Source organism: Nitrosomonas mobilis (genome assembly GCF_900103035.1).
GTDB classification, from domain to species: Bacteria; Pseudomonadota; Gammaproteobacteria; order Burkholderiales; family Nitrosomonadaceae; genus Nitrosomonas; species Nitrosomonas mobilis.
Map to the genome: position 1 here is coordinate 1 of NZ_FMWO01000079.1, position 12186 is coordinate 12186.

A 12186-nucleotide genomic window follows, 5' to 3' on the forward strand; every position below is an offset into this window, starting at 1 on the left:
CAATGGCGATGAATAAAATTCAGTTTCAGGCAGGCCTGTCACTGCATGAATTTCTGCATCAATATGGCACGGAAGCACAATGTGAAGCAGCATTGTTTGCTGCGAGGTGGCCACATGGCTGGAGATGCCTGCGCTGCGATGGGGAGCGATATTCCTGTACCCATAACGGCCGCAAGCTATGGGAATGCCTGGGTTGTGGCTACCAATGTTCTTCAATTGTCGGCACCGTGTTTGAAAATACTAAATTACCGCTAAGAACCTGGTTTCTGGCCATTTACTTGATGACGCAAAGCAAGAATGCGGTCAGTGCATTGGAACTCAAACGTCAGCTGGGGGTAAGTTACAAAACGGCATGGTCGATCAAGCATAAGCTGTTACAGACCATGCTGCTGCGCGAAGAGCAACGCCGTCTGGATGGACGCGTGGAGGTTGACGATGCTTATCTGGGAGGTGAAAGGGCGGAAAAGCGCGGCCGGGGCGCGACAAGTAAGACGCCATTTGTAGCGGCAATACAAACAAACAGCGAGGGGAAGCCACTTTATATACGCTTGACTCCCGTAGCGGGTTTTACATACGAAGCGCTCAAACAGTGGTCGGCTGAATGTCTGTCATCTACTGCACGAGTCGTATCTGATGGTTTGGGGTGTTTCGGGGCGGTTACGCATACAGCCGCGCAGCATGAGCGCCATATTGTGGGAAGTGGCAAATCTGCTGTGCAGCGTGCCGAGTTTCGCTGGGTCAATACGCTTCTTGGCAATCTCAAGACTGCCTTCAGCGGAACCTACCATGCATTCAATCACGCCAAGTATGCACAGCGCTATCTTGCAGAATTCTCCTATCGCTTCAATCGCCGTTTTGATTTGGCTGCCATGGTGCCGCGATTGCTGCGCGCCGCCGCAACGACAGAACCTCTTCCGATCGGTATATTGAGAATTTCTGAGACAGGTAACTAATCAGGATATATTTTGACTTGTTTATCTGATTTATGGATAAGTTATCGGGGAGGAGTGATTGAATCAGTCGCATTGACGTCATGCTGGTGAGTCTGCCAAATGGATGCAGAATCTGCTCAAAACACTCGGCTGCTATAATCGTTGCCCCGACCTTTTTATTCATGCTCCAACCAATCTTCCCCTAAGTCGTGTTGATCGGGATCTACAGTGTTGCTTTTGTTCTGGGCGTCGCGCTGTTGCTGCAACAGCCGTCATTGCCCGAAATGTACTGGTGTGCCTTGCTGCTCTTGATCGGGCTGCCAGCGGGAGTACTTATTCCGGGAGAATCACGGAAAATACAATGGGCGGGCAGGTTGCTGATGTTGGTGGTGGCATTCTGGGCAGGGTTTTTCTGGGCGGCACTCTGGGCGCACGGTAGACTGGTGGATACCTTGCCACTCGCCTGGGAAGGTCAAGATATTGCCGTCATCGGCGTGGTAACAGAGATGCCGCAATCTGGTTCACGGAGTATTCATTTCCGGTTTCATGTCGAGCAGGTCCTGACCCCCGCAGCGATCGTACCAGATAATATATTGCTTTCCTGGTACAGAAACGATCGGCAAGCAGACTTGGCGCCGCCCGATATAACCGCAGGGGAACGCTGGCAATTGACAGTCCGGCTCAAGCGCCCGCATGGCAATCTCAATCCCCATGTTGCCGATTACTCAGCAAAGTTATTCGAGCGGGATATTCGTGCGGTTGGTTATGTGCGGATTGCGGACACCAATCAGCGGATTGAAATATTGGCGCGTGACCCACGTTACTTTTTTGAACGCAAGCGTACCGAGATTCGCGACGCTATGCAGTCCTTTCTTAAAGATGCACCTTATGCCGGGCCGCTCATTGCACTGGCAGTTGGCGATCAGCGCGCCATTCCACAAGCGCAGTGGAATGTTTTTACCCGTACCGGCACCAATCATCTGATGGCAATCTCGGGGCTGCATATCACCTTGGTTTCCGGGTTGGTATTCAGCCTAATTTACTGGCTATGGAGACGTCATTCTGGATTGGCTTTGTGGCTGCCGGCCAGCAAAATCGCCATCGTAGCAGGGCTTGTCGCTGCCTTGATCTATGCGTTGCTGTCAGGATTCGCCGTACCAGCCAGACGCGCCTTCCTGATGCTGGCCATCCTATCGGTTACCTTGTGGTGGGATAGACGTGTCTCGCTGCTGACGGTGCTCGGCTGGGTGTTACTGGTGGTGACACTGCTGGATCCCTGGGCGGTGATTTCACCGGGTTTCTGGTTGTCATTTGCTGCAGTTGGTTTGATTGGTTTGACGGTCTCCGGCCGTATCGGTCAATCCGGCATCGTGATCAGCTGGATTCGTATTCAGTGGGCAATCACGCTGGGGCTGCTGCCATTACTATTGTTTCTGTTTGGACAGGTTTCGCTGGTTTCACCTATTGCCAATGCATTTGCCATCCCGTGGATGACGGTTGCTGTCGTGCCTTTTACCCTGCTCGCGCTTATTCCTGGACTGGAGTTTATGCTGTCGATTGCGCATACTGCCATGCAGGGTCTGATGATCATCCTGCAATGGCTGGCGGAAATGCCGCTGGCAGTGTGGCAACAGCCTGCGCCGAGATTCTGGACAGTCGTCGCGGCAGTCATCGGAATGATCTGGTTGTTGCTGCCGGGTGGATTTGGGTTGGGTGTGGTTGCAGGGTTTCCGGCGCGCTGGTTGGGAATATTAGCCGTTTTTCCACTATTTCTGAACTCACCAGATCGGCCCGCAGAAGGAGAGCTCTGGCTGACCGTACTTGATGTCGGACAGGGACTCGCAGTGGCAGCGCGTACCCGGCAGCATAATTTGCTATTTGATACTGGCCAGAATTACGGTGAAATCGATAGTGGCAAACAGATTATCGTGCCCTATCTGCGTGGCGAAGGAATCACTGCACTCGACCGTATGATCGTCTCGCATGCAGACAGCGATCATAGTGGCGGGGCACTGTCAGTAATGACCAGTCTGTCAACTCAATCGCTGCTTGGGTCGCTGGAAGCAAGCCATCCCATCAAACAGGCGATTGCTGATCATCAGCACTGTCGTGCAGGCGATGACTGGTGGTGGGATGGCGTTCACTTTGCCATTCTGCATCCCGACCAAAGCAAATCGTCAGGCAGTAAACGCAATCGTAATGAATTCAGTTGTGTGTTGAAAATCACGACCCGCCATGGCAGCGTGCTTCTGCCAGCCGATATTGGTCGGACTTCTGAACAGGAATTATTGCAACGTGCACGTGATACCTTGCCAGCTACCGTACTGATCGCGCCACATCATGGCAGCAAATCTTCTTCCTCTGCTGCATTTGTGCGGCAAGTCAATCCAACATATGTCATTTTCCCGGTTGGTTACCGCAATCCCTTTAACCATCCGCATCCAGAGGTCGTCAACCGTTATCGTGAACAAGGCGCCCGCATCCTGCGCAGTGACCACGATGGCGCCATCCTGCTGCGCCTGACTCGCCACGGCATTGCCATCGACACTGCAAGAAAGCTTCAACGCCGTTTCTGGCATGGGACTGTTAATACCACCCCTGCCATGCGCTGATAGGAAGCATATTGTCGATCTGCGTTCGAGTTTTTCAAGTGCTGCAAATGCTGCACTGAAGTACCTGCTTGCTATGGTCATCATGTAAACTTATGAAATATATTGAACTAATCGTACTTATCAGGAAGCTCTAAAGAATATTCCGGAGAAAAATATGAGTCATTGTGAAATGCATAGATCACATCGTGTGGGATGGTTACGCGCGGCTGTTCTTGGTGCGAATGATGGTATCGTTTCGACAGCGAGTCTCGTTATCGGCGTTGCGGCGGCTCATGCTGCGCGTGCGGATATTCTTCTTGCTGGCGTGGCTGGTTTGGTCGCCGGCGCAATGTCCATGGCCGCAGGTGAATATGTGTCAGTAAGTTCTCAATCAGACGCGGAAAAGGCAGATCTTGAGCTTGAGAGAAAATCATTAAACGATGATTATGAACTTGAGTTGCAAGAGCTCGCGGATATCTATGAAAAAAGGGGGCTGGATACGAATTTGGCAAAACAGGTGGCAGAACAACTCATGGCGTATGATGCACTGGGAGCGCATGCAAAGGATGAGCTAGGTTTGACAGAAAATGCCAGAGCTCGCCCAATGCAGGCAGCATTCTTCTCTGCGGGAACGTTTACTATTGGTGCTGCATTACCATTATTAACCGCATGGAATGTGCCAGGCACCCAGCTCATTCCCATCGTTTCGGCTTCGTCACTGATATTTTTGGCCACCTTGGGAGGGCTGGCCGCACACGCGGGAGGGGCGGCGATATCTACTGGCATCATCAGAGTTACATTTTGGGGAGCCCTTGCCATGAGCCTAACTGCGGCAGCGGGGAAATTATTTGGCGTAGCCGCGTGATCAGAAATTGGTTTTTTATGCAGAAGTGCAGCGCGCCTCTTTGACCGTTTTGTTGGGCTTAGAATCGATACAAAGATTTAATGTTGATAAAAAATCAATAAAGTTGACAATTATTTTATGTAAGGTTGATAAAGCTGATTGGTTAGGGAGTGCTGTTTGTGACGGGAATTAGAAGGAAAGGGAAGTAAATAAAGTAATTTGTTCTTGATAGTGTTGAACATCAAAAGATATTTTGATTAGAAAGGTTGCTCAACCAAGCCCGATTTTTTCTATGATACGGCGCATACTGACTCAAACAAACTCCTCGAAGAGGAACTGTCATGACCGTGAACCGTATCCAATTCCAGGCAGGCTTGTTCTTACCTGTACTTCTTGCGAAGCTTGGCACAGATAAACAATGCGCGGATGCATTGAGAACGTCCCGTTGGCCGCAAGGATTCAGCTGCTCAGACTGCGGCAACACGAATTACCGCTTGCTTAAGGCAGAAAAACGCAAAAACTTCCGATGCAGGTGCTGCGGACTGCGGACATCTCGGATCGCAGGCGCCTTGTTCCAACGCATCCACTTGCCGCTAAGCATCTGCTTCCTGGAAATTTATCTGATCAGCCAAGCGAAAATCGGCCTGTTGGCACTCGACCTCAAGCGGCAGCTGGGTGTGAGTTACCCCACGGTTTGGCTGAATTCAACAGAAGCTGATGCAGGCGATGGCCGAATGAGATGCCAGGTACACGCTATGTGGCAATATCAGGGTGGATGATGCTTACCTTGACGGGGAATTAGCTGGCGGCAAGGCAGGCCGGGACTCTAAAAGTAAGGTGCCTTTTGTGGCGGCCATTTCGTTCGGTGCCGAAGGCCGTCCCTGTATGATTAAAATGGCACTGATCTTTGGTTTTACGTGCAAGGTGGTTTTTGACTGGGCTACCGCTGACCTCGCGCCAGGTTGTATAGTTACTTCCGATGGATTGAGTTGTTTTCAACCGGGGTTCCAAGATGGAAGCCGTCTGTTCGTTTCCGCAGACATTATCGGGCCTCGCCCAGCATGTTGGCTACGGCAAGCTGAAGAATCTTTCTAATCAGGAAAAATAATGAATTCTGAGATTGTATCTAACTGCTTAATGCTCGGGTTTGATTGCAAGCGAATCCAGAAAACCATTTCATTATTGGGATTAGATGCGGAACACGGTAAGCACGCGAAGCGTCTTCGGAGAGAATTCATAGAGGGAAAAACCGAGGCATTGGTAAGTTCTTGCTTCGATTCTTTCGCTATCTGTGAAGACGTCTTGCTGATAAAGGAAAATATTGGCATCGAATCCTTTAAGGAGTTTTGGATTGATTACTTATGCGGGTTCGGCCAAAATTTCGATACACCCAAGTATTTTGAAGAGCGATTAGGTGTTGCTGTAGCATGGGCCCACAAAAAAGTTCCTTTGGGAGTTTTGCATTTACAGCTTTGCCTTATACAACAAGCGTTGGTCGATAGCCTCTCGACTCAATGCAAGTCCGATCCAAAGACCCTATGGCCTCTTGTGGACTGTGTTTTTAAAATCACTTCATTAAGCGTGTATCTGACGGTAGAAGGCTACCATCTGGTTGAGGCTGATGAGTTGCAAAAGACGTTCGATAAATTGAGCGAAGAAGCCTTAAAGTTACACCAAAAAGTTGCGATCGATCACCTCACCGGCGTATTGAGTTACAGCAGCCTAATGGATACTCTTGAGCGTCAGGTCAATGAAGCGAAGCAAAATGGCAGTCCCCTATGTGTGATAATGGCGGATCTCGATTTCTTCAAAAGAGTCAACGACACCTATGGCCATCTCGTCGGCGATATCGTGCTCAAGCATACGGCAGAGCGAATCCAAGCGGCAATTCGCGGCTTCGACATGATTGGCCGGTTTGGTGGAGAGGAATTCGTCATTATCTTGGAAAATACCGACTTAGCGCTGGCAAAGATTATCGCGGAACGAATACGTAAAGGGATTGCTGACACTCCTATTCACGCAAAGAAATTTGACATCGATATAACTATTAGCCTTGGAATGGCGATGCTGAGAAAAGACGATCATCCCGAAATATTACTTGAGCGTGCAGACACCGCAATGTATGAAGCGAAGAAAAATGGCCGTAACCGGGTAGTAGTTGCAGGTGATTTGGAATCGGCTCACTAGGTGTTCACTGGTGGGTGGTCATAAATTTGCGTAACCACCTGATTAACCTAAAATCGAGTGGTTACGCAAATCAGTTTCAACAGCTAATCGAGGCGCAGCCTTGATAGTGCCGTGTTATGGATAGCTTGTTCGAGCCCGCTAGTTGAACTTTTATCGAAATTCTTCTACTTAACGTCCAAAACGTGATGCTGTTAGTTCTACATCAGCGTCAGCCCAAGCTTTTTTAAAACGTGCTTCAATAAGCGCTGCTTCAGACGTTTTGTTTTGTGCTTTCAGCGCCAACAACACTCCGTAAAGTGCCCAGCCATTATCTCGGTTTTTTCGTAAATCCTCCCAATATACAGTTTCTGCTTCAACCGGACGTCCAGATTCTAATAAGATTGCACCGAGAGCCAGGCGTGGTGGATAGTGCCATTCCGCCGGCTCTGTATAGACCAAAGCATCCTCGAAGCGAACCGCACGCTCAAGGTGCGTAATGGCGGCATCGAATTGTCCCTGTGCAGCAGCAATTTCACCAGCCAGTACTTCAGGCGCGATTTGTAACACGGTACGTGGTGTGTTTTTTGAGAACAACGCCCCATCCAGTGATGGATCGGTCATAATTTCCCGCAGGATATTTAATTCCTGTTTGGCTGACTGTAATTTTCCCGTTGCGACAAATGCCAAGCCGCGCACATAGTGCCAGCTGCCTTTTAGAAAAGCATTTGTTGATGGTGGCGCAGGTTCGTCAAGAATTTCTTTCCAAAGGCCGAATCGTGCGAATGTCCAATAAGGCACCATGCGAAATACTGCGGTTAGAGGAAATTCCTGTAGCATTTCATCGTCTACTTTACCCGCTACCTTCAACGCAGACTCAATGGCTATCTTACTTTGACCGCTGGCAGTCGCGGCGAACCACAAAAAGTGGATATTATGTGGATAGTACGCCATTGGATATATTCCTTGCGTATGACTCTGTCTGATGTATTGCTCATCAGCTTCAATTGCCAGTTGATTACTTTTCATTGCGTCTGCATAACGCCCAACTCGCTGATATATATGTGATGGCATATGCACCATATGTCCCGCAGCAGGCATCACAGTTAACAAGGTATCTGCAGCCTTTGCGGCACGCTCCGGCGTAGCTGTTGGCTCGATAAGATGAATGTACATGTGCAAAGCGCCAGGGTGGGTTGGGTGCTGCTGCATTACCGCTTCAGTCAGCGCAATAATTTCTGCTGTTCCGGGATATGGATGACCATCAGGCATCCAATAATCCCAAGGACGAAGGTCCATCATCGACTCTACATAAAACATTGTAATATCCGGATCATCTGGGAAACGCTGATGAACCGATCGCATTGCACTCGCATAAGCCTGGTCGTTTGCAGTGCGTTGTTTGTCATTGCCAGAATAACGTTTTTCCAGGGCGTTAATTAGTGCTTGCTCCTTTGCAGAAGCTTGCGTCATGAGTGATTTGGCTTTTTTTACTAGTTCTAAGGCCTGCGGTTCCTCATTAGGTTCCATCATCGCGTTGATGTTAGGGCCTAGTACAAGGGCTTGGCCCCAATACGCCATTGCCAGCGTTGGATCGAGCCTTGCTGCTTCTTGAAACGCTCGACGGGCCTCGGCATGGTTGAACGCGTAAGCAAGATTTATTCCCTGGTTAATATATAGCTGGGCTTCTTTGTTTTGTGTGCTGACGGCAAAAGTATGAGGTCCAAGATCCATAAATTTCGGCGTATGTAGATCGTCTACCTTCGACTGGCTCGCCCTATCGGTGGATTCGTTTTGCTTCCCGGTTTGAGCAAATAAATTCGGAATAACTGCGACCGCCAGCGCAAGCCCTGCCATTACGAGTTTAAGTATCGTGGGTTTCATTAATATCTCCTTGTAAATATGAGCCTGCTGAAAAATAGCCATTTTTGAAAAAAACATCGCTAACATTCTATTTTTACTGAGTAAATATTTTTAAAGCTGTCACTGCTGTTATTATCCGACATAACCTCATTTTAACTAGGTTCCCGCCGTCGTCGGTTCAACAATGAATCTGACACGAGCAAGACGGTTAGCGGGAAGTCCGTCTTGCTCGGCAGCGCTTCAAGATAGAAGCGCTGGTTGAAAAGTAAATAAACGCACCAAGGTAACGGGTTCCGTATTTGGCGAAATCGAATGCATGATAAGCGCCACTCGGCATCAGTAACTCCGGCAAGACAACTCAATGCGTCGGAAGTAACTATACAACCTGGCGCGGGGTCAGCGGTAGTTCAGTCAAAAACCGCTTTGCGCGTAAAGCCAGGGCCCCGTGCCATTTTAATATACAGGGGTTCCGTCGCATTAAGCGAGATCATCAATGCATTCGTATAGAGGTTGACCACTAAAGAGCATGGTAATGCTACATGCTTATTGTAAAAAGTATAGTGGGCCCTAATTTTCGGACAGCAAATTAGGATGGTAACCTGTTGTAAAAGGAGCAGGAGATGAGTGGAACAAAGCGCAAGAATTTTACGGGTAATTTGAAAGCTAAAGCTGTGCTTGAAGCAATCCGCGGTATAAAAACAGTGAATGAATCAGTCATTAATGCCCTGGAAGCACACGGCCTCGACAAATTCTCGGATCATGGTATCGATAGCTTCAAGCGCTACGTTGCTCCGGCGATTGTCGCTCGCAACATCCACCGCATCGGCGATATTCTGTGGCAGCAGGATGTGGAACGTGAACAAAAAACCAACGCGCAACATTCAAAGTACCGGCAGATGGCCTGAGAGACCGCTCTATTCTTGATGAGAACCTGGGTTCTCGGGAAAATAGCGCCTGGTGTCAGACAAAAACCTGGTTTTTGTAATGCTTACCGAAAAATCCAGCCAGAAGCTTTTTACGCCAATCGCTGCATAGAATTTCACTCGCATTGCTTAAAAAGCAGGCAGCTCTCTCGTAAAAAAGTGGGATTTTCTGGCAGGCGCTAAGTACGATGATCTGGCATCGAGTTTTCTGAAGATCCTGATTTTGTACGTATTGATGGCTTTGGGTTTGATGTCGGCAGCTGATTTGTCTACAAGTATAATTTCTTCGAAGACTGGCTTCATGATATTCGAATTGAAACGCTACGTCCTTCATCGCCGCCGTGCAAATCAGTCGTATTACCCTATGGGCAAATATCCCGTGACTACGTTATTTAAAAGGCATCGGCTGGAAAAAGCTTTTAAGCCGATGTTCCAAGCTTGAGACCAACAATACCCGTCACTATAAGTCCAAGGCAAAATAATCTAAAAATATTGGCTGGCTCGTCGAACAAAACAATGCTGAATATTACCGTGCCAACTATACCTATGCCAACCCAAACGGCATATGCAGTTCCTACTGGCAGCGATTTCATTGCTAAACTAAGTAGGATAACGCTCATCACTATTGCGAGCGCAGTCCATAAGGTGGGCCATAATTGAGTGAAACCTTCGGTATATTTAAGTCCAATCGCCCATCCAATTTCGAATAATCCGGCAAAAACAAGAATAACCCAGCTAGAATTCATTGAAACCTCTCTGATTATTGGAGCCGTCTCCGATTGAAATAGAGAAGTGAGGTCGTCCTTACTTCTAAAGGTTCTGTCGCATTAAGCGATTTTCGTCCAAATCGCTCATTGATTTCATAGAAGAAAAATTAACAAAAATTGCTTAATGAGGCGAAATCCAATGAAGAAGCATACCGCTGTTGAACTGACAGGTCCAGATCGGCGTAGTGATTCGTTGACAGAGTTGTTGAGGACGGAAGCCAAACAACTGCTGGAACAAGCTGTTGAAGCTGAATTGGCAGGATTTATGGAGCAATTTTCCGGGAAGCGAAGGGAAATATTCCGGAAGAAGCCTACGACTATGTGGTCAATGGCAAACCTGCGCTCGACTGGGTAGTGGAACGTCAAGGTGTCAAGACTGACAAAAACAGCGGAATTACCAATGATGCCAACGAGACTGGGCAATAGAAGCGATGGGCAATACCAGACACTCGCTTGAACTCTTTCTGCAGGTTATCACTGTTAGTCTTAAAACCCTGGCGATTGTTAACAAACTGCCGAAGCTGACCATCTAAGGAGTCGTTTTGGATCAAGCTTCTCTGTTACAAGAGAAGCGTTTCGCAACAGGTCGCTGACTCAATTTTAAGCAAACCCCGGTGATAAGATTTCTCGCTTTATTTATTATATTTGGTGCCGTTTTCATCTCAGTTACGGTGCAATCGAGTTATCTTCAATGAACAACCTAAATCCAAGTTCATCAAGAGAGCCTTCAGCAAGGGAAAATACAGCTTGTGTTGAATCTTCTTCACTGGCGGTAAACCTGTAGCCGTTGAGTTCGAGGAATAATACGCCAATTACAAATCCTGTCAGTTTGTTCCCATCCACAAAAGGATGATTTTGCAGAATCCCGCTGGTGTAACTAGCGGTCAAGAGGGAATTATCCGGCTGCTGATCGTAGGCAAAAAAATTGAGCGGTCTTGTAAGTGCTGATTTCAGAAGATTCCTATCGCGAATGCCTGATGCACCACCATGCAGAGAAATTAAACGCTCATGGATGGCAAGTGCATCCTGCTCAGTTATCCAGACCGGTGCTGTCACTTCGCCAATGCACGTAGTGTGTTACGGTATCGGTTACATATATCTTCTACTTTTGCCATTTTTTCACCAAATAAAGGATCGTATGGCGTAATAAGATACCTTCCATCAGATGCCTCAGTTAAAAATAGCCGTTGCCCATCCCCGGTACGCAAATGATTAACTACTTCTTTTGGCAAAACAACACCAAGAGAATTGCCAAATTTTCTGACTTTCAATTCAATCATGTTAACCCTAAAGTTATAACTAATGTAATAACACATGATAGCAAAAGTTAATTTCAGTTTGAAAAATTCAATAATCTTGGTGAACTTTACAATCCTTAAAAAGATCCCTGATTAGTTACCTGTCTCAGAAATTCTCAATATACTGATCGAAAGAGGTTCTGTCGTTGCGGCGGCGCTCATGCTGCGCGGCTGTATGCGTAACCGCCCCGAAACACCCCAAACCATCAGATACGACTCGTGCAGTAGATGACAGACATTCAGCCGACCACTGTTTGAGCGCTTTATATGTAAAACCCGCTACGGGAGTCAAGCGTATATAAAGTGGCTTCCTCTCGCTGTTTGTTTGTATTGCCGCTACAAATGGCGTCTTACTTGCCGCGCCCCGCCCGCGCTTTCCCGGCCTTTCACCTCCCAGATAAGCATCGTCAACCTCCACGCGTCCATCCAGACGGCGTTGCTCTTCGCGCAGCAGCATGGTCTGTAACAGCTTATGCTTGATCGACCATGCCGTTTTGTAACTTACCCCCAGCTGACGTTTGAGTTCCAATGCACTGACCGCATTCTTGCTTTGCGTCATCAAGTAAATGGCCAGAAACCAGGTTCTTAGCGGTAATTTAGTATTTTCAAACACGGTGCCGACAATTGAAGAACATTGGTAGCCACAATCCAGGCATTCCCATAGCTTGCGGCCGTTATGGGTACAGGAATATCGCTCCCCATCGCAGCGCAGGCATCTCCAGCCATGTGGCCACCTCGCAGCAAACAATGCTGCTTCACATTGTGCTTCCGTGCCATATTGATGCAGAAATTCATGCAGTGACAG

At 48.1% G+C, this 12186-nt stretch carries 13 protein-coding genes and 1 pseudogene; 9 read left to right on the plus strand and 5 right to left on the minus strand.

Annotation, left to right across the window (positions count from 1 at the left end; translation table 11 throughout):
* Positions 1-2 precede the first annotated feature (2 nt).
* From NSMM_RS12515 to NSMM_RS12535, 6 genes are all read left to right on the plus strand, one after another.
* The gene (locus NSMM_RS12515) at positions 3-953 is read left to right on the plus strand and encodes an IS1595 family transposase (protein WP_090287939.1); all 951 of its coding nucleotides are present in this window, start codon (positions 3-5) and stop codon (positions 951-953) included.
* A gap of 188 nt (positions 954-1141) precedes the next feature.
* Positions 1142-3544, plus strand: a complete 2403-nt coding sequence (locus tag NSMM_RS12520; RefSeq protein ID WP_090287940.1) for a DNA internalization-related competence protein ComEC/Rec2 — start codon at positions 1142-1144, stop codon at positions 3542-3544.
* A 154-nt stretch (positions 3545-3698) separates the two neighbouring features.
* Positions 3699-4388: a VIT1/CCC1 transporter family protein gene (locus NSMM_RS12525; RefSeq protein WP_090287942.1), complete on the plus strand. Its 690-nt coding sequence runs from the start codon at positions 3699-3701 to the stop codon at positions 4386-4388.
* Positions 4389-4708: 320 nt separating this feature from the next.
* Complete coding sequence (locus tag NSMM_RS17170) at positions 4709-5146, plus strand: transposase (protein ID WP_425412379.1); 438 nt, start codon at positions 4709-4711, stop codon at positions 5144-5146.
* Positions 5139-5462, plus strand: coding sequence for a transposase (locus NSMM_RS17175; protein ID WP_425412380.1), 324 nt, complete (start codon positions 5139-5141; stop codon positions 5460-5462). The genes NSMM_RS17170 and NSMM_RS17175 overlap by 8 nt, the downstream gene beginning before the upstream one ends.
* A 12-nt stretch (positions 5463-5474) precedes the next feature.
* Positions 5475-6554, plus strand: a complete 1080-nt coding sequence (locus tag NSMM_RS12535) for a GGDEF domain-containing protein (protein WP_090287944.1) — start codon at positions 5475-5477, stop codon at positions 6552-6554.
* 168 nt (positions 6555-6722) lie between these two features.
* Here NSMM_RS12535 and NSMM_RS12540 read toward each other — a convergent pair whose 3' ends face one another.
* A complete protein-coding gene (locus tag NSMM_RS12540) occupies positions 6723-8471 on the minus strand; it encodes a tetratricopeptide repeat protein (protein WP_245654803.1) in 1749 nt (582 codons plus the stop codon).
* Between the two features lie 629 nt (positions 8472-9100).
* Between NSMM_RS12540 and NSMM_RS12545 the strand changes: the two are divergent.
* A pseudogene (locus NSMM_RS12545) lies at positions 9101-9298 on the plus strand (ISNCY family transposase); the annotation flags it as partial.
* A 437-nt stretch (positions 9299-9735) separates the two neighbouring features.
* Here the strand turns inward: NSMM_RS12545 and sugE are convergent.
* Positions 9736-10062, minus strand: coding sequence for a quaternary ammonium compound efflux SMR transporter SugE (sugE, locus tag NSMM_RS12550; protein ID WP_090287948.1), 327 nt, complete (start codon positions 10060-10062; stop codon positions 9736-9738).
* A gap of 160 nt (positions 10063-10222) precedes the next feature.
* Between sugE and NSMM_RS17180 the strand changes: the two genes are divergently transcribed.
* Both NSMM_RS17180 and NSMM_RS17185 read left to right on the plus strand, forming a co-directional pair.
* On the plus strand, positions 10223-10438 hold the full coding sequence (locus NSMM_RS17180; protein WP_143001942.1) for a hypothetical protein: 216 nt from the start codon (positions 10223-10225) through the stop codon (positions 10436-10438).
* Complete coding sequence (locus NSMM_RS17185) at positions 10405-10509, plus strand: type ISP restriction/modification enzyme (protein ID WP_218121118.1); 105 nt, start codon at positions 10405-10407, stop codon at positions 10507-10509. Before NSMM_RS17180 ends, NSMM_RS17185 begins: the two co-directional genes overlap by 34 nt.
* A 240-nt stretch (positions 10510-10749) precedes the next feature.
* On the opposite strand, the gene NSMM_RS12560 is transcribed toward NSMM_RS17185, so the two are convergent.
* From NSMM_RS12560 to NSMM_RS12570, 3 genes are all read right to left on the minus strand, one after another.
* Complete coding sequence (locus NSMM_RS12560; protein ID WP_090287950.1) at positions 10750-11139, minus strand: type II toxin-antitoxin system death-on-curing family toxin; 390 nt, start codon at positions 11137-11139, stop codon at positions 10750-10752.
* On the minus strand, positions 11136-11363 hold the full coding sequence (locus NSMM_RS12565; RefSeq protein WP_090287952.1) for an AbrB/MazE/SpoVT family DNA-binding domain-containing protein: 228 nt from the start codon (positions 11361-11363) through the stop codon (positions 11136-11138). Before NSMM_RS12565 ends, NSMM_RS12560 begins: the two co-directional genes overlap by 4 nt.
* A 124-nt stretch (positions 11364-11487) precedes the next feature.
* Positions 11488-12186: IS1595 family transposase (locus NSMM_RS12570; RefSeq protein WP_090287954.1), on the minus strand; the 699-nt coding region annotated here is incomplete at its 5' end.

Coding starts and splice junctions, on each gene's coding strand:
- NSMM_RS12540 (WP_245654803.1), bottom strand. CDS start 8,471: ATGTTTTTTTCAAAAATGGCTATTTTTCAGCAGGCTCATATTTACAAG.
- NSMM_RS12565 (WP_090287952.1), bottom strand. CDS start 11,363: ATGATTGAATTGAAAGTCAGAAAATTTGGCAATTCTCTTGGTGTTGTT.
- NSMM_RS17180 (WP_143001942.1), top strand. CDS start 10,223: ATGAAGAAGCATACCGCTGTTGAACTGACAGGTCCAGATCGGCGTAGT.
- sugE (WP_090287948.1), bottom strand. CDS start 10,062: ATGAATTCTAGCTGGGTTATTCTTGTTTTTGCCGGATTATTCGAAATT.
- NSMM_RS17170 (WP_425412379.1), top strand. CDS start 4,709: ATGACCGTGAACCGTATCCAATTCCAGGCAGGCTTGTTCTTACCTGTA.
- NSMM_RS12525 (WP_090287942.1), top strand. CDS start 3,699: ATGAGTCATTGTGAAATGCATAGATCACATCGTGTGGGATGGTTACGC.
- NSMM_RS12535 (WP_090287944.1), top strand. CDS start 5,475: ATGAATTCTGAGATTGTATCTAACTGCTTAATGCTCGGGTTTGATTGC.
- NSMM_RS12515 (WP_090287939.1), top strand. CDS start 3: ATGGCGATGAATAAAATTCAGTTTCAGGCAGGCCTGTCACTGCATGAA.